This window comes from Caulobacter sp. GW821-FHT10E02 (assembly GCF_059415225.1).
Genome location: NZ_JBWKMV010000005.1, coordinates 128,388 through 152,149, shown reverse-complemented (window position 1 = coordinate 152,149; position 23,762 = coordinate 128,388). Strand labels below are relative to the sequence as shown.

Below are 23,762 nucleotides of genomic sequence, written 5' to 3'. Positions count from 1 at the left end.
CTTGGCCAGGGCCTCGGATCGGTCCAGGCTGGCGACATGCTCTATCTCGTGATCAAGGCCGCCGTCTCGGGGGTCATCGTCGCCGCCGTGTCGGAAATCGCCAAGCGCTATCCGGGCCTGGGCGGTCTGGTGGCGTCCCTGCCGCTGGTCTCTGTGCTGGGCATGATCTGGCTGTGGCGCGACACCCACGACCCGGCGCGGATGGCCGCCCACGCCAGCGGCACGTTCTGGTTCGTGCTGCCGTCGCTGCCGATGTTCCTGCTGATCCCGGCGCTGCTGAAGCGCGGCGCGCCGTTCTGGGCGGCGCTGGTCGCCGGCTGCGTGCTGACCATGGCGCTCTATGCGGCCATGGTGTGGGGCGGACCGAAGCTGGGCCTGAAGCTCTAGAGCCCCGTCCGGTCCCTCGACCTCAGGTCCTCGACCAAGTCCCCTGAGTGCAGCACACCGTCGATGGCGCGGTCGCGCCAAGCCACCGTGCTGTCGTAGATGTCGGCGGCCAGATCGACCTCTGAGAGCAGCAGGCCTTCGGTCTCGGCCTCCAAGACGCCGGTGATCACCCCGTCGGGCCGCACGAAGAACGACGGCCAGCAGCTCTTCGGCGCGCAGGAGTTGGGGCAACTGATCCACAGGTTGTTGTTCGAGGCGGCCGCGATCATGCCGGCCGGCATGGTGATGGCCGGCAAGGTGGTCCCGCCGGTCAGCAGGTGGGTCCCGACGCCGGCCTCCATGTCCGCGAACCGTTCGGCCGACAGCCCGCCCGCGTGGAAGCCGTGGAACATCAACCGCACGCCCTGCCGGTGATAGGCGCGATAGAGCTCCGGATAGCGGTAGTCGTGGCAGACCAGCACCCCGCAGCGGACGCCGGCGATCTCGAACACCGCGAAATGGTCGCCGGGCGTGTAGTGGGCCAGGTCCCCCGTCAGCCCCGCCGCGTCGCCGGCGCAGAAGCGCTTGTCGTAGCGGTCGACCAGCGCGCCCGAGGCGTCGATGACATAGACGCTGTTGTGCGGCTTGTGGCCGTCCGACAGGCGGTGGGACGAGCCTACTACTGTCCAGAGACCGAGCTCCCCGGCCAGCGCCATGACCCGCCGGGTCGCGGCCTCCAGAGCCGGCCAGTCGAAACCCTCGAAACTCGCGAAATCGACGCCGGCATAGCCCGACAGCGCCGCCTCGCAGAAGTGGACGACATCGGCCCCCGCCGCCCTCGCCTGCCGCATAAGCCGTTCCACCGCCGCGAGGTTGGCGGCGATGTCGGCCGAGACGGCGAACTGAGCGGTGGCGACCCTCACCGCCCGGCCCGCAGCCTGGCCACCTCGTCCTGCAACGCCTCCAGCCGGGCGGCGTGGTCGCGGCACAGGACCATCAGTTCCTCGGCGCGCAGGGCGTCCAGCTTGTCGATGACCCGCATGATCTCCAGCTCGGCGCGCAGGTTGACGGCATAGTCGTGCTCGGCGGTCTTGCGGTCCTTCGCCGCCTGGCGGTTCTGGCTCATCATGATCACCGGCGCCTGGATGGCCGCCAGGGTCGAGAGCAGCAGATTGAGGAAGATGAACGGATAGGGATCGAAGGCGTGCTTGAACGGCGTCAGCAGCAGGTTGCCGCCCATCCACAGCACCAGCGCCAGGCCAAAGCCGCCGATGAAGCCCCACGAGCCGCCGACCGCCGCCACCCGGTCGGCCAGGCGGGTCCAGTAGGTGGTGTCCTCGTTCTCGTCGGGCTGCTCCGACGGCTCCTCGTGCAGGATGCGGTCGATGACCCGCCGCTGCACCTCGGCCAGTTCGCCATAGGGCCGGTTCAGCAGCTCGCGGGAGAGCTCGTCGAGACGTTCCAGGGACATGGCGGACTCACGCGGGAAGGAGGCCGGATCATCGGCACGCGGCCTTGAGCCTGGCAAGCCATGACAAGGTGGCGATTGACAGCGACGTGTCGGCAAGGCGACCGTCGCGACGTCGGGTGGGGCCGATGATCTTTCGTTGTTTTTCGAGGAGAGAGCCGATGGCCCATAAGTTTCTGATCAAGAAGAACAAGGCGGGCGAGTTCGTCGCCTACTTCACCTACAACGGCGAGAACATCTTCTGGACGGAAGGCTATTCGTCCAAGGCCTCGGCCAAGAACGCGATCGAGTCGATCAAGAAGAACGGCCCCGAGGCCGAGACCGACGACCAGACGGACTAAGCTCTGCGTGGAGGCTCCCCCGCGATGCGGGGGAGCCTCTATCGAGACATCTTGACCCCTCCCCCAATCGGCCTTCTGATCATTGATAACAATGATACGGGAGGGGACCGCCATGGCTGCCGACGGCCGGAAATCCATCTTCATCACCGGGGCCGCCAGCGGCATCGGCCTGGCCTGCGCCAAGCGGTTCGCAAGCGCCGGCTGGTTTGTCGGGCTCTCCGACATCGACAAGGCCGGGCTGAAAGCCGCGCTGGACGCCATCGGCCCCGACAACGGCTCGATCCACTCGCTGGACGTCCGCGACCGCGACGGCTGGGCCAACGCCTTGGGCGAGTTCGGCCGCGAGACGAACGGCAAGGCCGATGTCCTGCTGAACAACGCCGGCGTCGCCCGCTTCGGGGTGCTTGAGGACCTCTCCGACGCCGACTGCGACATCCAGATCGACGTCAACATCAAGGGCGTGATCAACGGCGCGCGGGCGGGCCTGCCGCTGCTGAAGAGCGCCGGCGGGCGGCTGATCAACATCGCCTCGTGCGCGGGGCTCTACGGCTCGCCGAAGCTGGCGGTCTATTCGGCCACCAAGTTCGCGGTGCGGGGGCTGTCCGAAGCGCTGGACGTCGAATACGCCCAGCACGGGGTCAGCGTCGCCTGCGTCATGCCGTGGTTCGTCGAGACGCCCATCCTGCACGCCGGGGCGTCAGGCACGAACGAGAACATGTCCGACGCCCTGCGCAAGGGCGGGCTGGAGGTCTATCCCGTCGAGGACGCCGCCCAGGTGGTCTGGGACGCCGCCCACGGCAAGCAGCTGCATTACTTCGTGGGCAAACGGGCGAAGCAGATGCGCTTCGCCACCAGCCACATGCCGAATGCGGTCAGGAAGCGGCTCCGCTCCCAGCCCCTACTGTCGTCTTGAGGCCTTCCAGCGGCGCGCGATCCGACGAGACCTTGGTCGCCGTCGGGGTCGCCGAGGTAGGAGCCTTGGGGGCCGTGGCGATCGGGGCCGAGGCCGGCTCGGTCACCGCCGCGCCGACCGGACCGCCCATGCCGGGCGTCGTCGAGACCTGCTCGAGGCGACCGATGGCGCTGGCGGCATAGACCACCGGCGGACGGCCGTCAGCGGTCAGGCTGGCGATCTCGGAAGGGGCGATGTCGTCGACCGTCGGCAGGCGCGAGGGGGCGTAGTTGGAAACGCCTCCGCGACCGAAGCGGTAGAAGATGTGCATGCCGACCTGGGCGACGCGCAGCAGGCGCGGACCCCAGCCGGGCGAGACGTTGATCGTGTGGAAGTGCGTGGCCGAACCGACCTCGCTGGGCATGGTGCCGGCCAGGGTGCGCGAGGCGACCTTGCGGGCCCGGGCCCACGCGCCGATGTCGCGAGCCCGGCGCATCGAGCCGTCGCAGGCGAAGCTGAACTGGCAGCCGGTGCGGTTGACCGCGCCTTGGAAGACCACGCCGCAGATCGACTTCGGGAAGGCCGGGTGGCGCACGCGGTTCATCACCACCTGGGCCACGGCCGCCTGGCCGCTGGGGGTCTCGCCACGGGCTTCGTAATAGACGGCGTCGGCCAGGCACTCGAGCTCGCGCGAGCTCTCCAGGGCGTTGCCCAGCTGGAACGGGCCTTGGAACAGGCTGGGGCCGGCGACGTTGAATCCACTGCCGAAGCTGGCGCGCAGCATCAGAGGACCGGTGCGGCCGCTCTGGTTGGGCAGCAGGGCCTGCGAATTGCCTTCCAGACGCGCGGCCAATTGCTGGGTCTGGCGATCGCCGCGTTCGACCGCGGCGAAGAGATACGGATCATGACGCTTGGCCACGGCAAGGGCGCCGGGGTCCATACGCGTAGAAGCGCTGAGCATCGCCGCGTCGGAGAAATCCCCCGAAGCGCCTTCCGCCAATCGGGCGACGCGGGCATGGGTGGAGGCCGATTGGGCCAGGCCACCCAGAAGGTAAACGCCGCCCAGAGCCAGACCCGTGATGGATCCGACCAATACGGCGCCGACCAGCCCGCGCGCGTCCGCGCGCGTCTGCGACTTGATATACAAAACTCGTGTCCTGCGCGGCGAGGGCGCTCCGGCCCCCCGACAAAAACCGCCCCGAAATCCCCGGTAAAACCACTGCGGGGAGCGCTTCGAAGCGGAGACCCGGCCGTATCACGATGTGGCCAAGGTCCTGCTTGTAGCGGCTTATGACGTATCCATGACCGACTCGCAAGCACTTGCTGCGCTGCAGCATGGCTTCTGCGCCTAGAAGTCGCACAGTCAAATTGTTAACGCGTTGAATCAAAGCGAAAAGCTGGACACCCGAGAGCGTCGTTTTTTTGTGGATAGAAAAGCCTTGCCGCACCTGTGCTCGACGATTTCTGAGCCGTCTTCGGCGCCGCCGCATCGTTACTCGACGACGACATAAACCTTAACATTCGTGGTCAACGAAGACTCTGCACACGGAGGTTTGGGAGGCCTCTCGGCCTCCCCCTACCGCCCCCGTCCCAGACGCCATCCGTTGACTGCCAGGGTGGTCAGATTGACCGCCGCCATCACCACGATCGTCACTTGGATCGAGAGGTCGACACTGCGCTGCAGGTTGCCGATCGCGGCATAGGCGCCGTCCGGGGCCTGGAAGGTGAGCAGCGGCTGGGCGGGCCACAGCACGGCGGCCAGGACCAGGCCGCCCAGGGCGCAGACGATCTCGGCGCCGGCCCGCACCCGCACCGCGCCCGGCCGGATCGCCGTGAGGGCGGCCGAGACCATCTGCAGCAGCGCCAGGGCCAGGATCGGCCACCACAGCGTGGTCAGCACCGGAGCCAGCACGACCTTGAGGTCGCCGCGCCCGGCGTCGAACATGTTGCCGATCGGGAACTTCACCACCCCCGTCCACCAGCCGACGAACAACGACAGGGCCGCCAGCTCGAACACGGCGTCGAAGCGGCTCTTGGAGAACAGCGGCTTGCCCGGCTGGATGTGCGGCAGGTCGGCGACCTTCCACTTGGCGAACTCGTCGACCTTGATCCAGCCGCGCTCGATCGACGCCGCGACGATCGTGGCAGCGCCGATCAGGCTGAACGCCAGCGAGGTGAAGTCGCCCAGCAGCCCGCCGATCCGGTGGGCGTCGGCGTCGCCGATGACCAGCAGCACCGCGCCGGGGACGAAGCTGGCCAGGGCGGCGATGACCAGCATCACCTTCACCGCGAACTCCCAGAACGGATAGAGCTCGGGCCCGATCAGCGACTGGCGCGGGCCGTAACGGCCGGCCACGGCGATCGGGTGGCCGATCTCGTGCAGCAGCGCCTCGATGTCGCGCTTGTCGAGCGGACGGCCCGTGCGGCCTTCCGTCTCCTCGACCTTGTTCATGATCAGGTCGCGCAGCTCGGCGGTGATGTCCTGGCGCTGGGCCTTGGGCAGCAGGGCGGCGACGGCCGCCAGATAACGATCGATCAGATCGCTCATGGTCTTGTTCCCCTTGGAATGGTTGGAAGCCGCGCTCACAGCAGCGGCTCGAGGGCGGCGTTGATCGCGCGCCATTCGCCGGCGAGGCGGGCCAGCACGGCCCTGCCCTCGTCCGACAGCTGGTAGAAACGCTTCTTGCGCTTGTCTTCCTCGCGCCATTCGCTGGCCAGGAGCCCTTGGGTCTCCAGCCGGCGCAGCATCGGATAGAGCGCGCCTTCGTCGATCTCCACGCCCACCGTCGAGAGGGCCTGGCGCAGGCTGTAGCCGTACCGCTCCTCCCGCAGCTGGGCGAGGACGGCGAGGATCAGGCTCCCCCGCCGCAGCTCCTGGCGGAGCGATTCAAAGATGTCCGTATCGGTTGGCATTGGGTGTGTGTCGCATAGTGTGTGGCACATGGTGTGCGATACACACTGTATGCCACACAGTATGAAGGGGAGTCAACGGCCACGGAACGCCGTTCGGCTTCGCGCTTTTCTCCGGCAAGTCAGACGGAGATGTTCGAATGCTCGGCGACCAGGACGCCCAGGCGACGGTGGCGGTGAAGGACCTGAAGGTCGCGCGGCCGTTCTACGAGGAGATCCTGGGCCTGAGGCCCCTGCCCTCCGACCAGGAGAGCGTCCAGGCCTTCCAGGCCGGCAAGTCCCTGGTGCTGGTCTACGAGTCGCAGTTCGCGGGGACCAACAAGGCCACGGTCCTGACCTGGGCCCTGGGCGAGACCTTCGACGCGGCGGTCGAGATGCTGCGGGACCGGGGCGTGGTGTTCGAGAAGTACGACCTGCCGGGGATGGGCCACGACGGCGACGTCCATGTGGCCGGCGGCATGCGGGTGGTGTGGTTCAAGGACCCGGACGGGAACGTGCTGAGTCTGGGGAATTACTAGAGCCGACAAGATGCTCCCCCGCGATGCGGGGGAGCTGTCGCGGAGCGACTGAGGGGGCAAGCTGGACGCGCGCCGCGTTAGCCCCCTCCGGCCCTCCGGGCCACCTCCCCCGCATCGCGGGGGAGGATCTCACTTCGCGCGAACCTTCAGCAGATCCTGCAACCCGATCCGCCAGAACAGCTCCGCCCGGACCCGATCCGCCACGCCGTTGACGATCTCCGCCCCATCCTGCGACGGGTCGATGTGCACCCGGAACGGCCGCTTGCCGAACGGCGTGTCCACCACCGCCGCGATGGCCTTGGCCACCTCGCCGGCGTCGGCGTCGGCCGGCTCCAGCGCGGCCAGGCCGTTCAGCGCGGCCTCGGCCACCCCGGCGTACGGGCCGTCCATGTACGCCCCGGCCACCGCCGTGTCGGCCGGCTTGCCCGAGTGGGCGAAGTGGTTGGTGCCCTTGGTGAAGGCCCCTGGCACGATGATCGAGGTCTCGATCCCCCAGCGGGTCAGCTCGCTGGCGTAGGACACCGCCAGGCTGTCCATCGCCGCCTTGGCCGCGAAGTATGGAGCCAGGAACGGCGGGGTGCCGCCCCGGGTCGAGCTGGACGACACCCAGACCACCAGGCCCTTGCCTTGCTTGCGCAGCACCTGCAGGGCGGCGCGGTTGACCCGCTGGGTCGACAGCACATTGATGTCGAACAGCTGGCTGTACTGCTCGGGCGTGAAGGCCTCGGCCGGGCCGAAGCTCATATGGCCGGCATTGTGGACGATGACATCCAGACGGCCGTTGGCGGCGACGATCTGCGCGATACCGGCCTCGACCGAGGCGTCCGAAGCCACGTCCAGCTCGACCGTGCGCAGGTCGACGCCGTGGTCCTTGGCGTAGTCGGCGGCAGCGGCGACCTGCGGGGCGTTGCGCCCTTGGGTCTCGCGCATCGAGGCGTAGACCGTGTGGCCGGCGTCGGCCAACTGGCGGGCGGTGAGCGCGCCGAAGCCCGAGGAGGCGCCGGTGACGAGGATGACTTGCTTGCTCATGACACTGTTCCTTTCTTGGGAGGGGCGCGGGATCAGATGATGCCGCCGTTGACGCGCAGGACCTGGCCGTTGACCCAGGCGCCGTCCGGACCGGCCAGGAAGGCGATGGTCCCGGCGATGTCTTCCGGCTGGCCCAGGCGTTCCAGCGGCGCGGCCTTGGACAGGCGCTCGATGACCTCGGCCGGCTTGCCGTCCAGGAACAGCTTGGTCGCCGTCGGACCGGGCGCGATCGAGTTGACCGTGATGTTCCGGCCGCGCAGCTCCTTGGTCAGGATGGCGCTCATGGTCTCGACCGCGGCCTTGGTGGCCGCATAGACGCCGTAGCCGGTGGGCAGCAGGCCGACGACGCTAGACGACAGGTTGATGATCCGGCCGCCGTCGCGCAGGCGTTGGGCGGCCTCGCGCAGGACGTTGAAGACGCCCTTCAGGTTCACGGCGATGGTCTGGTCGAACAGGGCGTCGTCGGTGTCGGCGAGGTTCGCCAACTTCATGATGCCCGCGTTGTTGACCACCACGTCGACGCCGCCGAACGCCGCCTCGGCGTTGTCGAACAGCCGGCGGACGGCGGCGGGGTCGCTGACATCGGCCTGGGCGGTGACGGCCTTGCCGCCGGCGGCCTCGATCTCGCGCACCACCGCTTCGGCGGGGGCGGCATTGCCGGCGTAGTTGACGATGACGGCGAAGCCGTCGCGGGCCAGGCGCTTGGCGGTCTCCGCGCCGATGCCGCCCGAGGCGCCGGTCACCAGCGCCACCTTCTGAGTCTGTTGGGTCATCTCGGTTTCTCCGGCCGACCTCGTGTCGGCAGGGAGACCATGCGCCTTCGCCTCGGTTGAATAATTCAGCCAATCACGACATGACTGTTCGCATTGCCGAATAATGGAGACGCAGCGGTTGGACCGGTTCGAGGCGATGCGCCTGTTCACCCGGATCGTGGAGCGCCGCAGCTTCACCCAGGCCGCCGCCGATCTCGACCTGCCCCGCTCGACCGCCACCGAGGCCGTGCAGCAGCTGGAGAGTCGGCTGGGCGTCCGCCTGCTCCAGCGCACCACTCGCCAGGTCAGCCCCACCCTGGACGGCGAGGCCTATTACCAGCGCTGCCTGCGCCTGCTCGACGACCTGGAAGAGGCCGAAGGCGCCTTCCGCGAACGCACCCCGCGCGGCCTGCTGCGGGTCGATGTCCAGGGGGCGCTGGCCCGGCGCTTCATCGTCCCGGGCCTGCCGGAATTCCTCGCCCGCTATCCCGAGCTGAAGATCCAGATGACCGAGGGCGACCGCCTCGTCGACCTGGTGCGCGAGGGCGTCGACTGCGTGCTGCGGCTGGGCGATCTCGAGGACAGCGCCATGGTCGGCCGCCGCGTGGCCCTGCTGCCCGAGGTGACCTGCGCCGCGCCCGCCTATCTGGCGCGCATGGGCACGCCCCGCGCGCCGGAAGACCTCAAGGCCCACCGCATGGTCGGCTTCCTGCAGGCCGGGACCGGACACCCCTACCCGCTGGAGCTGACCATCGACGGCAAGCCGCGCCAAGTGGCAGTCGCCGCAGACGTCACCGTCAACTCGGCCGAGAACACCGTGGCCATGGGCCTGCTGGGCCTCGGCCTGATCCAGGTGCCCCGCTACCGCGTCGAGGCGCAGCTGGCCGACGGGACCCTGGTCGAACTCCTCTCCAGCTACCCGCCGACCCCGACGCCCGTTTCGCTGCTCTATCCGCGCAGCCGACAGCTGTCCCCGCGCGTTCGTGTCTTTATAGACTGGGTTGCGAAACGCTTCGCCGACCCGCTCAGCGCGTGACGACGCAAGGAGGCGTCGCGATGGCCCAGACCGCCCGAACACCACCCCGCCACGACCTCAGCCGCTTCATCGAGGCGCAGACGGCCACCTACGACACCGCCCTGGCCGAGCTGAACCGCGGCCAGAAGACCAGCCACTGGATGTGGTTCGTGTTCCCGCAGATCGCCGGCCTGGGCCACAGCCCCACCGCCCGGTTTTACGCCATCGCCGACCTGGACGAGGCCCGCGCCTACCTCGCCCACCCCGTGCTGGGTCCGCGCCTCGTCGAAGCGGTCGAGGCCATCCTCGCCCTGCCCGGCCGCGACGCCAACGCCGTGTTCGGCTCGCCCGACGACCTGAAGCTGCGCTCATCCCTGACCCTGTTCCGCGCCGCCGATCCGCAAGAGCCGGCCTTCCAGCAGGCGCTGGACAAGTACTTCGCCGGGCAGGCCGACCCGCTGACGCTGGAACGACTCTGAAAACATCTTTGAGTTGACACTCAGAAAAGTTCGCGCGACCGTCCAAGCTGTACCGGGGGCGTGAGCCTTGCCGGGTCCGTGGGCGCGCGCGTCGCGTCCGGGCCGGCGCCTTCCCCCTCTGGCTAGCGTTCGCGTCGTTCTCCTCCGGGGCCCTGCATGTCGCTGAAGCCTGTCGCCGAGCTTGCGCAATACGGCCTGCTGATCTGGCTGGCCATGGTCGCGGCCGTGCTGCTGCTGAAGGGCTTTTCCGGCGGCGACATCCGGGGGCTGGTCGTCAATCCCAAGACCGGCGGCGTGTCGCCGTCGCGGCTGCAGGCGCTGGGCGTCGTGGTCGGCTTCGCCGGCTGGTACGCGACCCTGGGGCTGGAGGCGATCTCGGCCCACGCCACGGCCCTGCCCACACTTCCGACCGAGGCGCTCTCGATCCTGGCCGCCAGCCTCGGCGTGCATCTCGGCGGCAAGTTCTACGAACGCACATAAGGGGGAAGCATCATGATCAACACGCCCTGGGGCCTGCTGGCCTACATTGTCGGCGTCGCCATCGTCGCCATCATCCTGAGCTTCGCGGCCGTGGTCGCCTGGCGGCTGGCCACCAAGCGCGGCGAGCTGGACGGGCTGATCGCCGAGATCCCGTCCGAGACGGCGCTGAAGGCGGCCCTGATGGCGGCCATCGCCGCGTCGGGCGGCCAGGCCCCGTCCGCCGAGGCCGTGGCCGCCGCCGTGCGCCGCGTGCCGGTCAAGGCCAGCCTGTCGCGCTTCCAGTTCCTGATCTTCACCTTCGTGGTGGCGGGGCTGTTCCTGCTGCTGTCGATCGAGGCCGGGGCCTTCGTCGAGGTGCCGCCGACCGTGCTGGGCCTGATCGGCATCAGCGGCGGCAGCTTCATCGTCTCCAAGGGCATCTCCAGCAACAGCGGCGGCGGAACCGGCGGCACGGCCAACACCACCGGCGACGGCTCGCAGACCTGATCCCGCTACGGGAGGAGACCAACATGATCCGCTCGCTCCTGCTCGGCGCCGCGATCCTGGCGCTGACGCCCGCGCTCGCCTGGGCCCAGACCACGCCCCCCGGCGCGCCGCAGAAGGGCGCTCGCCCCGATCCGGCCCCGGCGGCCTGCCTGGCCCGCTTCACCCAGGTCGGCCTGCCCCGGCATCGCGGCGACGACGCGCTGGCCAGGCAGATCCTGATCTGCCGCGACGGCTACGCCGTGTCCTTCAACAAGGAGACGCGCAATCCCGACTGGGTGATCGAGCGGCTGTCGCCGGCCGCCCTGACCGGGACGGCCAAGCGCGCCGACAACTTCCGCGCCGATCCCGACGCCAAGGGCTTCAGCCCGACGCCGCAGGACTATACCGACCCGGCCAACCCGCGCGATCGCGGCCACCAGGCCCCGGCCGCCGACTTCAAGTCCAGCCAGCCGCAGACCGACGACAGCTTCTACATGACCAACATGTCGCCGCAGGTCGGGGCGGGCTTCAACCGCGCCCAGTGGCGGTTCCTGGAGGAGGACGTGCGCGCGGCCGTGCTGTGCGGCGGACACCAGGACGTCATCGTCATCACCGGCCCGATCTACGGCTCCAGCTCGCTGTGGATCGGCAAGGGCCAGTACAAGATCCTGTCGCCGGCCGCCTACTTCAAGGTGCTGTACGACGTCCAGCGCGGCCGCGCGATCGGCTTCCGCCTCGACAACAAGCCCTACAAGAAGACCCCCTCCGACAAGTTCATCGTCCCGATCAGCCAGCTGGAGGTCGAGACGGGTCTGGACTTCTTGGCCGCGCTGCCTCGCCGCGACCAGAACGTGCTGGAGAGCAGCAAGGGGAGCTTCTGGGGGCACGGCCAGGGGTGCGCGAATGAGGTGAGGGATTAGGGGGGCGGCGTGGACGTCCTGACCAACAAGGACATGCTGGAGCTTGGGCTGAGCACCTTGACGGGCTTCGCCATTCCCATAGCGCTCTATGCCGGGCAAAAATTCTCGTCGCGCCTGACCAACACCTCCGAACTCCTCAAGGAGTTCAATGGCCCGGAGATGTCGCTAGCCCGAGGTCAGGCCAGACGCGGCGTGCTCAGGACGCTCGATGGAACCGACAACCCGCTTGACCTCGACCACAAGCGCGATCGGGACGCCCTCCACGTCATCGCGCGGTTCTACCACCGGCTGAATGTCATGCGGGAGGCCCGCATGCTGGATGATCGCAGGCTGCCGGCCCTGTTCGGCCACGACTTCGGCTATTGGTGGTCCCTGGCCTTCGAACCTCGGGTCACGCGCGCCGAGACCTGGCGTACGCGCGAGGACATCACGAAGCTGCACGGCTTCTTCGTTTGCCGCGCCCACTGCCGGCATGCTTCGCCCTGGACGGAAGGACTGGCCGAGGGCCTCGCGGACCGACAGCCGCGTGTGCCATCGCCCGCGACGCCACAGGCTCAACCGCGCATTGTTCCAGCCCCGTGAACATGCTGTGTTCGCGTCATGGTTCTCGCACCGTTCGCCTTCGCCGCCGCCCTCGCCGTCCAGACCGCGCCGCCTCCGCAGGCGCCAGACCTCAAGGCCGAGGTCGCGGCCGTCGCCGACATCCTGTTCACCGGCAAGAACGATCCGTCGCTCTGCAAGCCGGTCGAGGCCCGGCTGGCGCGGATCGAGGCCGATCCGGGGCTGAAGGACCTCGCCACGCCCTTCCAGCGCGTGGCTCTGCTGATGGTCCTGGCCTGCGCCAAGGAGAACTCCGCCACCGCGATCTCGGCGGCCGCGCGCCTCGCGCCGATCGCCCAGGATCCCGATGAGATCAAGACCGCCAACTGGGTGCTGCTGCGCGACGGCGAGCGCCGCCGCGATCCCAAGACCTTCATCGCGGCGGTCGGCCGCCTGATCGACGTGGACCCGGCCATCTTCGCCGACACCAGCCCGCGCGCCTTCGGTTGGGCGACCGAGCGCGCCCGCGGCGACACGGCGTTGACCACCGATATCCTCACCCACCTCCGCGCGGTGCCCTGGCGCGACGCCGTGGGCCGCGACGCCGTCGACAACGGCTGGGCCCAGACCCTGGCCCGCATCTCCGTCGAGGAGGGCGACAGGACCAAGGCCCTCGCCCTGCTGGACCGCACGACGGACCCGCTCGCGCTGCTCGACGTGGCCCAGGACCGCCGCTTCGAGAAGATCTGGCCCGAGATGGAGGCCGCCGGCCGCTTCGACTGGATCAAGGTCCAGACGGTCGACCTGGAGCGCTGGCGCGAGGCTCGCCGTCGCCAGCCCGAACTGCTGATGAATGTCGCGAGCGAGATCGACGCCCTGCGGGCGCTGAGCCGCTATGACGAGGCCCTGGCCCTGGGCGAGGACCACCTCCGTCGCCTGAAGGCCGGCGAGACCTTCGAAGACGCCGCCGACCAGCGCTCGTGGATGCTGAACAGCCACGCCTACACCCTGTCCGCCGTCGGCCGCTACGAGGCGGCCGACAAGGTGATGATCGAGGCCGAGGGCAAGGACGGGGTCAGCCAGCGCATCAACCGCGCCGAACTGCTGACCAACGCCGGCCAGGCCGCGCGAGCGCTGAAGGTGCTGGACTCGGTCAAGGAGAAGCAGAGCTCGCCCTATGGCCTGATGTGGCGCGACGCGGGCCTGGCCTGCGCCAAGGCCCAGCTGGGCGACCTGGCCGCCGCCCGCGCCATGGCCGAGACCCTGGCCCCGCGCTGGAAGGACAATGCCGGCGCGGTGATCAAGGCCCAGATCTGCGCCGAGCAGCTCGACAAAGCCGCCGCGCTCTATGTCCAGCGGCTCGACGATCCGGTCACCCGCGGCGGAGCGCTGGAGGCCTTCCGCACGGGCCGCCCGCCGCCCGTCGAGTCCGCTTATGAAAAGGCCTTCCGCGCCCGCCTCGAAAGCGTCCAGGCCCGCCCCGAGGTCCAGGCCGCCGTCGCCCGCTGGGGTCGCGTGCTCACCGTGCCGCTGGCGGGAACCTACTGGGGACGGATCTAGCGCCTCCCCCTCCCGCCACACTACTGCCACTCCCCGTCAGCAGCCCCTCTAGCGTTCGGCGACCGCCGCTCCTAACTTGGGGCCATGCCTCGCACCCCCAATAGCGGCGTTTCCGACGTCTCCACGCCCTTCGTCATGGACGTCGTCCAGGACGTCGCCGACGCGACCATGCCCATGCTGTGGACCCCGCACCGCCCCGCGCGACCGGACAAGTCCGAGGGTGGCAAGAAGTTCAAGCTGGTCAGTGAGTACCAGCCCGCCGGCGACCAGCCGACGGCGATCAAGGAGCTGGTCGAGGGGATCAACAACCGCGACCAGGACCAGGTGCTGCTGGGCGTCACGGGCTCGGGCAAGACCTTCACCATGGCCCAGGTCATCGCCGCCACCCAGCGACCGGCGCTGATCCTGGCCCCGAACAAGACCCTGGCCGCCCAGCTCTACAGCGAGATGAAGTCGTTCTTCCCGGAGAACGCGGTCGAGTACTTCGTCAGCTACTACGACTACTACCAGCCGGAAGCCTACGTCCCCCGCACCGACACCTTCATCGAGAAGGACAGCTCGATCAACGAGCAGATCGACCGCATGCGCCACTCGGCCACCCGGGCGATCCTGGAGCGCGACGACGTCATCGTCGTGGCCTCGGTCAGCTGCATCTACGGCATCGGCTCGGTCGAGACCTATACGGCCATGACCTTCACCCTGACGGTGGGGGATCGGGTCGATGAGAAGCAGCTGATCGCCGACCTGGTGGCCCAGCAGTACAAGCGCAACGAGGTGGCCTTCGAGCGCGGCACCTTCCGCCGGCGCGGCGACACCATCGAGATCTTCCCCGCCCACTACGAGGACCGCGCCTGGCGCGTGACCATGTTCGGCGACGAGGTCGAGTCGATCGCCGAGTTCGACACCATGACCGGCAAGAAGACCGCCGACATGGAGACCATCAAGGTCTACGCCAACAGCCACCACGTCACCCCGCGCCCGACCCTGCGCCAGGCGATCATCGCCATCCGCGCCGAGCTGAAGGAGCGCCTGGCCTGGCTGGTCGAGAACGGCAAGCTGCTGGAGGCCCAGCGCCTGGAGCAGCGCACGACCTTCGACCTGGAGATGATCGAGACCACCGGCTCATGCGCCGGCATCGAGAACTACAGCCGCTACCTCTCCGGCCGCCAGCCGGGCGAGCCGCCGCCGACCTTCTTCGAATACATCCCCGACAACGCCCTGCTGTTCACCGACGAGAGCCACCAGACGGTTCCGCAGATCGGCGCCATGTACAAGGGCGACCGCAACCGCAAATGGACCCTGGCCGAGTACGGCTTCCGCCTGCCCTCGGCCCTGGACAATCGCCCCCTCAAGTTCGAGGAGTGGGACGCCATGCGGCCGCAGTCGGTGCACGTCAGCGCCACCCCGGCCTCATGGGAGCTGGAACGGGCCGGCGGCGTCTTCGCCGAGCAGGTGATCCGCCCCACCGGCCTGATCGATCCCCCCGTGGAGGTGCGCCCGGTCGCCAAGGACGGGGCCAGCCAAGTCGACGACGTGGTCGACGAGATCCGCCAGACCATCAAGAAGGGCTACCGCACCCTGGTCACCGTGCTGACCAAGAAGATGGCCGAGGACCTCTCGGAATATCTGAACGAGCAGGGCATCAAGGTCCGCTACATGCACTCCGACATCGATACGCTGGAGCGCATCGAGATCATCCGTGAACTGCGGATGGGCAATATCGACGTGCTGGTCGGCATCAACCTGCTGCGCGAAGGCCTGGACATCCCCGAGTGCGGCTTCGTGGCCATTCTCGACGCCGACAAGGAAGGCTTCCTGCGCTCGGAGACCAGCCTGATCCAGACCATCGGCCGGGCGGCGCGGAACGTCGACGGCAAGGTCGTGCTGTACGCCGACCGCATCACCGGCTCGATGGAACGGGCCATGGCCGAGACCGCCCGCCGCCGCGAGAAGCAGCACGCCTACAATATCGAGCACGGCATCACGCCCGAGAGCGTCAAGCGCGACATCAAGGACATCCTCAACAGCCCCTACGAGCGCGGCGACCGCGTGCTGGTGCCGATGGGCATGTCCGAAACCGACGACCGCCCGTTCAACGGCGACAACTTCAAGGCCGCGCTCAAGGACCTGGAAGCCAAGATGCGCGAGGCCGCGGCGAACCTGGAGTTCGAGACGGCCGCCCGCCTGCGCGACGAGATCAAGCGCATGAAGCTGATGGACCTGGAATTCGCCAACGAGGTGCTCTCGGCGACCGGCGACGAGGTCGACAAGTCGGCCCCGAAGCGCCTGCGGGCGGAGATCCGCCAGGAGAAGGCGGAAGAGTTCCGAAAGAAGCGGCGGTAGGCGCCGCACCGCCGGCGAGAGGAAGCTCCCCTCTCCTCCCCCTCTTGGGGGAGGGGGACCGCCGAACGGCGGTGGAGGGGGACAGCGCAAGCATATCTCAACCTGAGATCGTCAAGCTCCGTCGCATGGACGACAGCGAAGACATCTTCGACCAGGCCAGCGGCCTCCTGCTGACCACGATCCTGGTCCTGGGCGGCCTCGCCCTGCTCTACCTCTTCTGGCGCGACGGCAACCTGCGGGTCATGGGCATGCTGGCCGCCCGGCCCGACCACCTGATCCACTGGCGCGACGAGCCCGCCCTGACCGGCTGGGTTTGGCTGGTCCCGTTCCTGCCGCTGGCCGTGCTGCCCGGCGCCTGGGGCCTCGTCTGGCGCCAGGTCGTGCCCAAGCTGCCCCTGAACCAGCGCCTGGCCCTGACCTTCGCCCTCTGCGGCCTGATCGGCCTGGCCGGCCTGGTCGAGCACCTCACCTACGGCCACCGCATCGCCCTGGCCACCGAGGCTGGCCCCGAATGGATCCAGGACGGCGTCACCGTCGACCGCCTCGCCTGGAGCCAGGCCACGCGCGTGATGACCAGCTGCATCACCGAGGAATGGTACGACCGCTACCACGACGTCCACTACACCCACCACCTGAACTACGACGTCGCCTTCCCGGACAAGCGCGTGGCGCGCCTGTCGCCGGACCGAGACAGCACGCGAGATTGGGTGCACGCGATCGCCCCGATCGACGCGGCGCTAAGGGCGGCGGGCGTGTCGCGGTTCGAGACGCATGACGTCGAGTGCGTGAGGGCTCGGGCGGAGCGGCTGAACGCGGAGGATTACGCGCGGTTTCAGGGGGTGATGGGGCGGTAGAAGGAGTTCGAGAACAATTCGATTCTAGCCAAAGAGGCCGCGATATCATCTGACCACAGCCCACATCGCAGGCAGCGCCATACCCCACGTCCCATTTTGACGGACCACGACCCTATTCGGGTACATACGCACTGAAACGCCTATCAGTTGAGCAATCTTAAGGTAAAGCTTATGCTCCTGAAAAGACGCTCAATTTACATCGCAACCCAAAGTTGAAATAAGGGGAGGGTATAATGGTCCGTCGGGTATTCTTCAGCTTTCACTATTCCCGCGACGTCATGCGAGTAATGCAAGTACGCAACTCTTGGGTTACCAGACCACAATCAGAGGCCCCTCCCTTTTACGATGCGGCAGCATTCGAAGAGGCAAAGCGACGGGCCGGAGGTATTCGAAACTGGATTGATGAGCAACTCAAAGGAACATCGGTTACAGTTGTGCTGTTTGGTGCGGAAACTTACAGCCGAGAGTGGGTTCTCTACGAAATCCGCAAAAGCGTCGAACTGAAAAAGGGGCTAATCGCGGTCGATATTCATGATGTTAAAGATCCCCGTAGCGGCACAGACACTCAGGGAATGAACCCACTAAGTCAGGTGAGCACCAGCGCCGGCGTCACACTCGACCGCGTTTATCCGACCTATGACTGGGTTGCCGGTAACGGCTATCAGAACCTCTCGACTTGGGTCGAAGCGGCCGCAAAAGCTGCGGGGCGCTAACATGGCCATCCTCACTGAAAGTGAAGCACGTCAAGCAGCGGCAACCCAACGCTTTAGTCTTCAGAAAAGCGCAGATTCAATTCTGAGAGAACAAGCTAGCACACCTAGAACATCGTTCGATATTTTTCTCTCGCACTCTAGACTGGATGGCGATGTTATCCTTGGCGTGAAAATCATTCTCGAAAAAACTGGTCAAACTGTCTACGTTGATTGGATCGACGACCCCAATCTCGATAGAAGTCAGGTCACAAGTGCAACCGCCGAAAAGCTCAGAATTCGCATGCGACAATCGCGCGCACTATTCTACGCACACTCGACTAATGCGACCAAATCTAGATGGATGCCATGGGAGCTTGGATACTTCGACGGATTCAATGGTAACGTTGCAATTCTCCCAATTAGCGGCGGCGTAACACCAGTAAATCTTAAAGGCGAAGAGTACCTTGGCCTCTACCCCTATGCCGACCTAGCCCCCACATCTGGACAAACCAATAAGTCAATATGGATTAATCGCGACAGCCAAATGTATGCTCCATTCTCGCGGTGGCGAGATGGCGTAGATAAACTTCGCCCACAAATATAAACGAGCAACATAAACACATAGAAATAGGTCGCAATCACTATGAGCGTTTACGAATTAGCCATTCTAGGAAACGCCTCCAATAAAGAAAAGAATACTCTCACAGCTACAATTTCTATTATGGTTGCAGAATTCGGCCTGTCTGTCGGCGACGACATCATCATTCACGACAGTTCTACAATTTCCCGCCGCGACTTTCGGGTTGCATGCGCCGCAGCTTTCTTTGGCGGCCCCTCCACTGCCGATGAGGCTGCAGCACGCGCATTAGTAGGAGCCAACGTCCCCGTCATCCCCACAATTGCTCAGAGCGGAGACTTCGCAACAGAAATTCCTAGCCTATTGCAAGCAGCAAACGGCCTGCGGCGTAGAGACGATGACGTAGAAATGACCGCACTCGCCACAGCGCTTCTCGAATGCATCGGCCTACTTCGCCGCCAGAGACGGATTTTCGTTAGCTATAGGCGCTCCGAATCTCGCCCCGCAGCTCTACAACTTCACGACCTGCTAAGTGAACGCGGCTTCGACGTTTTCCTGGATACACATGACATCCGTCCCGGAGAGCCATTTCAAAACGTCCTTTGGCATAAGCTAGTCGATTCAGATGTAATGGTCATGCTCGATACGCGGACCTACTTTGAAAGCAGATGGACAGTTCAAGAGATTGGAAGAGCCCGCGCAAAGGAAATTCAGGTACTTAGAGTAGTCTGGCCGGACGTCACTCCCAACAAACTGACAAATTTGTCGGAAACCATCTACCTCCAGAACATCGACCTTCAAAGCGAAAGCGGGCCACTAACTCCAGAGATCGCTGAAACAATCAATATTTCAGTAGAACGATTGCGCAGCAGGAGTATCTCCGCGCGATACACATCGATTACTGGAAAATTAAGAGCAGAAGTCGAGAGAATTTCAGGCAGCTTCGAAGGAATTGGCGCTCACCGCTCCATTGCAATTCGCCTCTACGACGGAAAAAAGGTCTGGGCATATCCAATTGTTGGCGTCCCAAACGCTGAAGCTTTGTATGATGTCGCCGAGAAAGCTCGGCGGGCAGAACAGGTAGAAAGCCTTCTCTTAGTATACGATCATGTCGGTATCCAAGAGGCTTGGAATGAACATCTTCAATGGCTAGACGAACAGATCAAGTCCGTTCGCGCGATCAAGGTTTCGGAAGCAGCGTGGTCCCTCGCGGCCATGGAGGCGTAGCGATGGCTGGGTCCATTTTTCTCTCTGCCGGCGTGCCTCACTCCCCGTCAAACCCGAGAAATGCTGAATTTTCCGCTACTGCGGACGTAGTCAGTATCGGCACAGCTGTTTCAGCTCTGGTCCATATAGTGCTGGGTCGACGCCGCTTAGTATGGGGTGGCCAACCTGCGATTACACCCATGATATGGGTCGTCGCGAGCGAGATTGGCGTCAACTATGGTCGTTGGGTAAAGCTCTACCAATCACGCTATTTCGAAGAGGATTTCCCGGAGGAAAATGCTCATTTTGGAAATGTAACTTTCACAAAGGATGCGGGCGGCGACCGAGAACAAAGCCTGCTGACCATGCGAGAAAGGATGTTTTCCGAAAATGAATTTGAAGCAGCAGCCTTTATCGGCGGCATGCAGGGCATTATTGACGAATACGATCTATTTTCTAAGCATCACCCTAAAGTACCTAAAATTGTACTTGCATCGACGGGCGGAGCCGCACTAGAACTGGCCAACCGCTCTATTGATATTGACGATGAACTACGCACTAATTTCGACTACGTCAGCCTTCTTCACAGACGCTTAGGCGTCTCACCACGTGAGCTTCGTTACAAAATACCCGAGGAACAGCCAGCCACGATTGAACAACGCTACTGGCATGCTGGCCGAACTATAGAGCACCCCTGAGCAACCGCATCAGCAGCAACCTCTTACCCTAGAGGCCCACGCCCATGTCCCACGGCCCCACCACCCTGGACCTCATTGAGCGCGGCGCCCTCCAGCACGCCAACCGCATCGCCGTCGTGGCCGGTGACCACCACCTGACCTTCGCCGAGGTGAACACCCTCGCGAACCGCCTCGCACGCGCCCTCCATGCGTCCGGGGTCGCGCCGCGCGACCGCGTGGCGCTGCTGATCAACAACTCCCTCCACGCCGTCCCGCTGGACTTCGCCTGCGTGAAGGCTGGGGTGAACCGGGTTCCGCTCAACGCCCGCCTGTCTGCGCCCGAGCACGCGCGGATGCTGGACGAGGCGCGGTGCGGGGTGCTGGTGTTCGGGGCGGACCTGGCCGAGCGGGCCGCCGCGCTGAAGGCCCTGCGGCCGGAGCTCGTCTGCCTGCACCTGGAAACCGACCTGCTGGCCCTGGCGCGGACGCAGGACCCCACCGCCCCGCCCAGCGACGCGCGGCCGGAGGACGTGATCATCACGCTCTACACCTCCGGCACCACCGGCGTGCTGAAGGCGGCGCAGCACACGCAGGCCTCGTACGCGGCGATCTGCCGGAACGTGCTGCTGAACCTGTTCCCGGCCGGGCCTGACGACGCGATGCTGCACGCGGCTTCGCTGATCCACGCCAGCGGCACGTTCGTCCTGCCGCTGTGGCTGCGCGGCGGGCGCAGCGTGGTGCTGCCGGGGTTCGCGCCGCCTGAGTTCCTGGACGCCATCGCCCGCCATCGGGTCACGGCGATCAACCTGGTGCCGACCATGCTGCAGATGCTGCTGGAGCATCCAGGCCTTGAGACCGCAGACGTCTCGTCGCTGGAGCGGATCATCTACGGCGCCTCGCCGATGCCGCGCGCGGTGATCCAGCGGGCCATCAAGCGGTTCGGCCAGGAGAAGTTCTGGCAGTATTTCGGCCAGACCGAGGTCCCGCTGTGCATCGCCGTGCTGCGACCGGAGGACCATCACGGCGAGCAGCTGGGCGCCTGCGGGCGGCCGGCGGCGGACGTCGAGATCCGGCTCGTCGACGCCGAGGGCCGCGACGTCGCGCCCGGTGAGGCCGGCGAGATCCTGGTGCGCTCGCCGACGGCGGCGGCAGGCTATTTCGACGCGCCGGAGCTTTCCGCCCAGACCTTCGACGCCGACGGCTGGGTCCATACCCGCGACGTCGGGGTGTTCGACGCCGGCGGCCTGCTGCACCTGCGCGACCGCACCTCGGACATGATCATCTCGGGCGGCTACAACATCTATCCGCGCGAGGTCGAGGACGCCCTGACCGGCCACCCGGCCGTGCTGGAGGCCGCCGTGGTGGGCCTGCCCGACGACAAGTGGGTCGAGGCGGTGACCGCCGTCGTGGTCCCCCGCCCTGGCGCCACCGTCACCGAGGCCGAACTGATCGCCCACGTCGCCGGCCAGATCGCCTCGTACAAGAAGCCGCACCGCGTGGTGCTGGCGCAGGCGATCCCCAAGACCGCCGTCGGCAAGTTGGACCGCAAGACGCTGAAAGCCGGACTGCTGGCCTCTTAGCGGCTCGGGCTCAAAAGGCGAGTTGACGCCGATACTCGCTCATGACTAGAACATTCCATGAACGCGCCGTCTCCGCTGCAGAGGCTGGGTGGAAGGATCCGCGAGCGCCGAGAGGCGGCGCGGCTGAGCGCGGCCCGGCTGGCGGAAGCGGCGGGGATGGATGCGGACGCGCTGGCGGCGATCGAGGCCGGACGGCGTGATCCCGACTACGCGAGCCTGGCGCGGCTGGCCCGGGCGCTGGAGGTCGCGGTCGGAGACCTGCTGTCGGCGATGGACGAGGAGGATGGAGCCTAGAGCTTGCCGACCAGCTCGGACAGCCGCACGCCCAGGGCGCGGGCCAGTTGGAACAGGGTGGTGGCGCTGGGGTTGCGCTCGCCGCGCTCCAGCAGGCCGACATAGTTGCGGTGCAGTCCGGCCAGCTCGGCCAGGGCTTCCTGGCTGAGGTTGCGGGCCTTGCGGCGGTCGCGGATTTCACGCCCCAGGGCGGTCAGGTCGGGATCGTCGGACACGCGCGACCCTTGCCTTGGTCGCTTCCCGCATCTACACACCTTCAGTGTGTATTTTTCGCGCCGAGGTCGAGGAGCGCACGCATGGGTCGTCAAGTTCGCCGTCCGGACCCCGCCACTGGTGCGGGGAGCGGAGTCCACCCCGTCGACCGCCATGTCGGCCAGGTGCTGCGCGCGCGTCGGCGGGCGCTCGCGCTGACCCAGATGGCGGTGGCCGAGCGGCTGGGGCTCAGCTTCCAGCAGCTGCAGAAGTACGAGCGCGGGACCAACCGGATCAGCGCCTCGGCCCTGCACGCCCTGTCGCTGGTGCTGGACCTGCCGGTGGCGCGGTTCTTCGAGGGTTTGCCGGAGCCGGAGAACCCCGACGATGGCCGAGGCCGCGACCTGGTCGCCGAGATGATCGCCACGCCGGACGGGCCGGCCTTGGCGGAGGCTTTCCTGCGGCTGCCGTCGGGACCGGTGCGGAACCGGCTGACGGCGCTGGCGCGGGCGATCGGGGCGGAGCGATGAGGCCTTGAACTCTCCTCCCCCTCTGGGGGAGGAGAAATAGCCGCCCCTACCCCACCATCCCCGCCAGCCGCCCACGGATCAGCACCTCGGCCTCCGCCACGATCCGGTCGACCAGTTCCTTCACCGTCGGCACGTCGTGGATCAGCCCCTGGACCATGCCGGCGCTCCAGATGCCGCCGTCGGTGTCGCCCTTGGCCAGGGCGTCGCGGCCGCGCGTGCCGGCGACCAGGTGGGCGACGTCCTCGAACTTGGCGCCGCCGGCCCGCTCGATCTGCACGACCTCCTGGCTGACGGCGTTGCGCATCACCCGGGCCGTATTGTGCAGGGTGCGGAAGATCAGGTCGGTCTGGCGTTCGTCGTTGGCGACCATCTGTTCCTTGAAGGCCATCGGGATCGGGGCCTCCTGGGTGACGCAGAAGCGGGTGCCCATGTTGACCCCGTCGGCGCCCAGGGCCAAGGCCGCCACCAGGCCGCGCGCGTCGGCGATGCCGCCCGACGCCAGCATGGGGATCTTCACCTTGTCGGCGGCGGCCGCGATCAGGATCAGGCCGGGGATGTCGTCCTCGCCCGGATGGCCGGCGCACTCGAAGCCGTCGATCGAGATGGCGTCGACGCCCATCCGCTCGGCGCTGAGCGCGTGGCGGACGGCGGTGCACTTGTGGATCACCTTGACCCCGTGGGCCTTGAGGTCATCGACATGCTCCTGCGGCTTGTAGCCGGCGGTTTCGACGATCTTGATCCCGCTCTCGATGATCGCCGCGCGGTACTCGGCATAGGGCGGCGGGGTCATGGCCGGCAGGATGGTCAGGTTCACGCCGAACGGCTTGTCGGTCATCTCCCGACAGCGGGCGATCTCTTTGCTCAGCGCCTCGGGCGTCGGCTGGGTCAGGGCGGTCAGGAAGCCCAGCGCCCCGGCGTTGGCGACGGCGGAGACCAGCTCGGCCTTGCCCACCCACTGCATGCCGCCCTGGGCGATCGGATGCTCGACGCCGAACATCTCGGTGAAACGGGTCTTGATGGCCATGCGCCCAATATCGCCCCGCGAGGCGCTCCCTCTGGTTTCGAGGGACTATGCGAGGGTG

General features: G+C 66.6%; 29 protein-coding genes. 20 read left to right on the top strand and 9 right to left on the bottom strand.

All coding sequences use genetic code 11. From position 1 onward, the window contains the following. Positions 1 to 36 precede the first annotated feature (36 nt). Positions 37 to 387, top strand: coding sequence for a DUF3147 family protein (locus tag AC07NI_RS23360; RefSeq protein ID WP_494623616.1), 351 nt, complete (start codon positions 37 to 39; stop codon positions 385 to 387). On the opposite strand, the gene AC07NI_RS23355 is transcribed toward AC07NI_RS23360, so the two are convergent. Further along, positions 384 to 1,289 (bottom strand): carbon-nitrogen hydrolase family protein, encoded by a 906-nt coding sequence (locus AC07NI_RS23355; protein ID WP_494623614.1) that lies wholly within the window; start codon positions 1,287 to 1,289, stop codon positions 384 to 386. The genes AC07NI_RS23360 and AC07NI_RS23355 overlap by 4 nt on opposite strands. Continuing rightward, positions 1,286 to 1,837 carry a DUF1003 domain-containing protein gene (locus tag AC07NI_RS23350; protein ID WP_494623612.1) on the bottom strand — a complete coding sequence of 184 codons (552 nt, stop codon included), beginning with the start codon at positions 1,835 to 1,837 and terminating at the stop codon, positions 1,286 to 1,288. The genes AC07NI_RS23355 and AC07NI_RS23350 overlap by 4 nt, the downstream gene beginning before the upstream one ends. A 158-nt stretch (positions 1,838 to 1,995) precedes the next feature. On the opposite strand from AC07NI_RS23350, the gene AC07NI_RS23345 reads away from it, so the two are divergent. Both AC07NI_RS23345 and AC07NI_RS23340 read left to right on the top strand, forming a co-directional pair. Beyond that, positions 1,996 to 2,175 carry a YegP family protein gene (locus AC07NI_RS23345; protein ID WP_494623610.1) on the top strand — a complete coding sequence of 60 codons (180 nt, stop codon included), beginning with the start codon at positions 1,996 to 1,998 and terminating at the stop codon, positions 2,173 to 2,175. Between the two features lie 82 nt (positions 2,176 to 2,257). Next, positions 2,258 to 3,088, top strand: coding sequence for an SDR family oxidoreductase (locus AC07NI_RS23340; RefSeq protein ID WP_494623608.1), 831 nt, complete (start codon positions 2,258 to 2,260; stop codon positions 3,086 to 3,088). Here the strand turns inward: AC07NI_RS23340 and AC07NI_RS23335 are convergent. The 3 genes from AC07NI_RS23335 to AC07NI_RS23325 all read right to left on the bottom strand — a co-directional run bounded on the left by AC07NI_RS23335 (position 3,048) and on the right by AC07NI_RS23325 (position 5,980). Next, positions 3,048 to 4,214, bottom strand: a complete 1,167-nt coding sequence (locus AC07NI_RS23335; RefSeq protein ID WP_494623606.1) for a cell wall hydrolase — start codon at positions 4,212 to 4,214, stop codon at positions 3,048 to 3,050. The two genes, AC07NI_RS23340 and AC07NI_RS23335, sit on opposite strands and share 41 nt — an antisense overlap. A 429-nt stretch (positions 4,215 to 4,643) precedes the next feature. Then, complete coding sequence (locus AC07NI_RS23330; RefSeq protein WP_494623604.1) at positions 4,644 to 5,615, bottom strand: hypothetical protein; 972 nt, start codon at positions 5,613 to 5,615, stop codon at positions 4,644 to 4,646. A 35-nt stretch (positions 5,616 to 5,650) separates the two neighbouring features. Beyond that, the gene (locus AC07NI_RS23325; protein ID WP_494623602.1) at positions 5,651 to 5,980 is read right to left on the bottom strand and encodes a PadR family transcriptional regulator; all 330 of its coding nucleotides are present in this window, start codon (positions 5,978 to 5,980) and stop codon (positions 5,651 to 5,653) included. A gap of 137 nt (positions 5,981 to 6,117) precedes the next feature. Between AC07NI_RS23325 and AC07NI_RS23320 the strand changes: the two genes are divergently transcribed. Beyond that, positions 6,118 to 6,495, top strand: a complete 378-nt coding sequence (locus AC07NI_RS23320) for a VOC family protein (protein ID WP_494623600.1) — start codon at positions 6,118 to 6,120, stop codon at positions 6,493 to 6,495. Between the two features lie 129 nt (positions 6,496 to 6,624). On the opposite strand, the gene AC07NI_RS23315 is transcribed toward AC07NI_RS23320, so the two are convergent. Beyond that, a complete protein-coding gene (locus tag AC07NI_RS23315; RefSeq protein WP_494623598.1) occupies positions 6,625 to 7,524 on the bottom strand; it encodes an SDR family oxidoreductase in 900 nt (299 codons plus the stop codon). 32 nt (positions 7,525 to 7,556) lie between these two features. Further along, positions 7,557 to 8,297 (bottom strand): SDR family oxidoreductase, encoded by a 741-nt coding sequence (locus AC07NI_RS23310; RefSeq protein ID WP_494623596.1) that lies wholly within the window; start codon positions 8,295 to 8,297, stop codon positions 7,557 to 7,559. A 118-nt stretch (positions 8,298 to 8,415) separates the two neighbouring features. Here AC07NI_RS23310 and AC07NI_RS23305 point away from each other — a divergent pair, with 118 nt between their 5' ends. From AC07NI_RS23305 to AC07NI_RS23235, 15 genes are all read left to right on the top strand, one after another. Continuing rightward, entirely contained in the window at positions 8,416 to 9,312 is an 897-nt protein-coding gene (locus AC07NI_RS23305; protein ID WP_494623594.1) for a LysR family transcriptional regulator, read from the top strand. A gap of 20 nt (positions 9,313 to 9,332) precedes the next feature. Next, positions 9,333 to 9,770, top strand: a complete 438-nt coding sequence (locus AC07NI_RS23300; RefSeq protein ID WP_494623592.1) for a DUF1810 domain-containing protein — start codon at positions 9,333 to 9,335, stop codon at positions 9,768 to 9,770. Between the two features lie 156 nt (positions 9,771 to 9,926). Then, positions 9,927 to 10,250 carry a hypothetical protein gene (locus AC07NI_RS23295; RefSeq protein WP_494623590.1) on the top strand — a complete coding sequence of 108 codons (324 nt, stop codon included), beginning with the start codon at positions 9,927 to 9,929 and terminating at the stop codon, positions 10,248 to 10,250. A gap of 12 nt (positions 10,251 to 10,262) precedes the next feature. Then, entirely contained in the window at positions 10,263 to 10,736 is a 474-nt protein-coding gene (locus AC07NI_RS23290; protein WP_494623588.1) for a hypothetical protein, read from the top strand. A gap of 23 nt (positions 10,737 to 10,759) precedes the next feature. Beyond that, positions 10,760 to 11,635: a DNA/RNA non-specific endonuclease gene (locus AC07NI_RS23285; protein ID WP_494623586.1), complete on the top strand. Its 876-nt coding sequence runs from the start codon at positions 10,760 to 10,762 to the stop codon at positions 11,633 to 11,635. Positions 11,636 to 11,644: 9 nt separating this feature from the next. Next, entirely contained in the window at positions 11,645 to 12,217 is a 573-nt protein-coding gene (locus AC07NI_RS23280) for a hypothetical protein (protein WP_494623584.1), read from the top strand. An 18-nt stretch (positions 12,218 to 12,235) separates the two neighbouring features. Further along, positions 12,236 to 13,735 carry a hypothetical protein gene (locus AC07NI_RS23275; RefSeq protein ID WP_494623582.1) on the top strand — a complete coding sequence of 500 codons (1,500 nt, stop codon included), beginning with the start codon at positions 12,236 to 12,238 and terminating at the stop codon, positions 13,733 to 13,735. An 84-nt stretch (positions 13,736 to 13,819) separates the two neighbouring features. Continuing rightward, entirely contained in the window at positions 13,820 to 16,078 is a 2,259-nt protein-coding gene (gene uvrB / locus AC07NI_RS23270) for an excinuclease ABC subunit UvrB (protein WP_494623580.1), read from the top strand. Positions 16,079 to 16,203: 125 nt separating this feature from the next. Next, positions 16,204 to 16,932 (top strand): hypothetical protein, encoded by a 729-nt coding sequence (locus AC07NI_RS23265; RefSeq protein ID WP_494623579.1) that lies wholly within the window; start codon positions 16,204 to 16,206, stop codon positions 16,930 to 16,932. Between the two features lie 233 nt (positions 16,933 to 17,165). Continuing rightward, positions 17,166 to 17,645, top strand: a complete 480-nt coding sequence (locus tag AC07NI_RS23260) for a TIR domain-containing protein (protein WP_494623577.1) — start codon at positions 17,166 to 17,168, stop codon at positions 17,643 to 17,645. A gap of 1 nt (position 17,646) precedes the next feature. Further along, on the top strand, positions 17,647 to 18,228 hold the full coding sequence (locus AC07NI_RS23255) for a toll/interleukin-1 receptor domain-containing protein (protein ID WP_494623575.1): 582 nt from the start codon (positions 17,647 to 17,649) through the stop codon (positions 18,226 to 18,228). Positions 18,229 to 18,267: 39 nt separating this feature from the next. Continuing rightward, positions 18,268 to 19,428 carry a Thoeris type III anti-phage system protein ThcB4 gene (thcB4, locus tag AC07NI_RS23250; RefSeq protein WP_494623573.1) on the top strand — a complete coding sequence of 387 codons (1,161 nt, stop codon included), beginning with the start codon at positions 18,268 to 18,270 and terminating at the stop codon, positions 19,426 to 19,428. Further along, the gene (gene thcA, locus AC07NI_RS23245; RefSeq protein ID WP_494623571.1) at positions 19,347 to 20,105 is read left to right on the top strand and encodes a Thoeris type III anti-phage system protein ThcA; all 759 of its coding nucleotides are present in this window, start codon (positions 19,347 to 19,349) and stop codon (positions 20,103 to 20,105) included. The genes thcB4 and thcA overlap by 82 nt, the downstream gene beginning before the upstream one ends. A 44-nt stretch (positions 20,106 to 20,149) precedes the next feature. Then, complete coding sequence (locus AC07NI_RS23240; RefSeq protein WP_494623569.1) at positions 20,150 to 21,664, top strand: class I adenylate-forming enzyme family protein; 1,515 nt, start codon at positions 20,150 to 20,152, stop codon at positions 21,662 to 21,664. A gap of 57 nt (positions 21,665 to 21,721) precedes the next feature. After that, entirely contained in the window at positions 21,722 to 21,958 is a 237-nt protein-coding gene (locus AC07NI_RS23235; RefSeq protein WP_494623567.1) for a helix-turn-helix domain-containing protein, read from the top strand. Here AC07NI_RS23235 and AC07NI_RS23230 read toward each other — a convergent pair. Beyond that, positions 21,955 to 22,173, bottom strand: coding sequence for a helix-turn-helix domain-containing protein (locus AC07NI_RS23230; protein ID WP_494623565.1), 219 nt, complete (start codon positions 22,171 to 22,173; stop codon positions 21,955 to 21,957). The two genes, AC07NI_RS23235 and AC07NI_RS23230, sit on opposite strands and share 4 nt — an antisense overlap. Positions 22,174 to 22,254: 81 nt before the next feature. Between AC07NI_RS23230 and AC07NI_RS23225 the strand changes: the two genes are divergently transcribed. Then, on the top strand, positions 22,255 to 22,680 hold the full coding sequence (locus AC07NI_RS23225; protein WP_494623563.1) for a helix-turn-helix domain-containing protein: 426 nt from the start codon (positions 22,255 to 22,257) through the stop codon (positions 22,678 to 22,680). A gap of 46 nt (positions 22,681 to 22,726) precedes the next feature. On the opposite strand, the gene AC07NI_RS23220 is transcribed toward AC07NI_RS23225, so the two are convergent. Continuing rightward, positions 22,727 to 23,704, bottom strand: a complete 978-nt coding sequence (locus tag AC07NI_RS23220; protein WP_494623561.1) for an NAD(P)H-dependent flavin oxidoreductase — start codon at positions 23,702 to 23,704, stop codon at positions 22,727 to 22,729. Positions 23,705 to 23,762: the final 58 nt, after the last annotated feature.

Bases quoted from the DNA above. Each gene is read 5' to 3' on its own strand.
- AC07NI_RS23350 (WP_494623612.1), bottom strand. From the start codon at position 1,837: ATGTCCCTGGAACGTCTCGACGAGCTCTCCCGCGAGCTGCTGAACCGG.
- AC07NI_RS23220 (WP_494623561.1), bottom strand. From the start codon at position 23,704: ATGGCCATCAAGACCCGTTTCACCGAGATGTTCGGCGTCGAGCATCCG.
- AC07NI_RS23360 (WP_494623616.1), top strand. From the start codon at position 37: ATGCTCTATCTCGTGATCAAGGCCGCCGTCTCGGGGGTCATCGTCGCC.
- AC07NI_RS23290 (WP_494623588.1), top strand. From the start codon at position 10,263: ATGATCAACACGCCCTGGGGCCTGCTGGCCTACATTGTCGGCGTCGCC.
- AC07NI_RS23265 (WP_494623579.1), top strand. From the start codon at position 16,204: ATGGACGACAGCGAAGACATCTTCGACCAGGCCAGCGGCCTCCTGCTG.
- AC07NI_RS23240 (WP_494623569.1), top strand. From the start codon at position 20,150: ATGTCCCACGGCCCCACCACCCTGGACCTCATTGAGCGCGGCGCCCTC.
- AC07NI_RS23315 (WP_494623598.1), bottom strand. From the start codon at position 7,524: ATGAGCAAGCAAGTCATCCTCGTCACCGGCGCCTCCTCGGGCTTCGGC.
- AC07NI_RS23285 (WP_494623586.1), top strand. From the start codon at position 10,760: ATGATCCGCTCGCTCCTGCTCGGCGCCGCGATCCTGGCGCTGACGCCC.
- AC07NI_RS23345 (WP_494623610.1), top strand. From the start codon at position 1,996: ATGGCCCATAAGTTTCTGATCAAGAAGAACAAGGCGGGCGAGTTCGTC.
- AC07NI_RS23275 (WP_494623582.1), top strand. From the start codon at position 12,236: ATGGTTCTCGCACCGTTCGCCTTCGCCGCCGCCCTCGCCGTCCAGACC.
- AC07NI_RS23325 (WP_494623602.1), bottom strand. From the start codon at position 5,980: ATGCCAACCGATACGGACATCTTTGAATCGCTCCGCCAGGAGCTGCGG.
- AC07NI_RS23235 (WP_494623567.1), top strand. From the start codon at position 21,722: ATGAACGCGCCGTCTCCGCTGCAGAGGCTGGGTGGAAGGATCCGCGAG.
- AC07NI_RS23225 (WP_494623563.1), top strand. From the start codon at position 22,255: ATGGGTCGTCAAGTTCGCCGTCCGGACCCCGCCACTGGTGCGGGGAGC.
- AC07NI_RS23255 (WP_494623575.1), top strand. From the start codon at position 17,647: ATGGCCATCCTCACTGAAAGTGAAGCACGTCAAGCAGCGGCAACCCAA.
- thcB4 (WP_494623573.1), top strand. From the start codon at position 18,268: ATGAGCGTTTACGAATTAGCCATTCTAGGAAACGCCTCCAATAAAGAA.
- AC07NI_RS23260 (WP_494623577.1), top strand. From the start codon at position 17,166: ATGGTCCGTCGGGTATTCTTCAGCTTTCACTATTCCCGCGACGTCATG.
- AC07NI_RS23320 (WP_494623600.1), top strand. From the start codon at position 6,118: ATGCTCGGCGACCAGGACGCCCAGGCGACGGTGGCGGTGAAGGACCTG.
- AC07NI_RS23295 (WP_494623590.1), top strand. From the start codon at position 9,927: ATGTCGCTGAAGCCTGTCGCCGAGCTTGCGCAATACGGCCTGCTGATC.
- thcA (WP_494623571.1), top strand. From the start codon at position 19,347: ATGGCTAGACGAACAGATCAAGTCCGTTCGCGCGATCAAGGTTTCGGA.
- AC07NI_RS23300 (WP_494623592.1), top strand. From the start codon at position 9,333: ATGGCCCAGACCGCCCGAACACCACCCCGCCACGACCTCAGCCGCTTC.
- AC07NI_RS23310 (WP_494623596.1), bottom strand. From the start codon at position 8,297: ATGACCCAACAGACTCAGAAGGTGGCGCTGGTGACCGGCGCCTCGGGC.
- AC07NI_RS23330 (WP_494623604.1), bottom strand. From the start codon at position 5,615: ATGAGCGATCTGATCGATCGTTATCTGGCGGCCGTCGCCGCCCTGCTG.
- uvrB (WP_494623580.1), top strand. From the start codon at position 13,820: ATGCCTCGCACCCCCAATAGCGGCGTTTCCGACGTCTCCACGCCCTTC.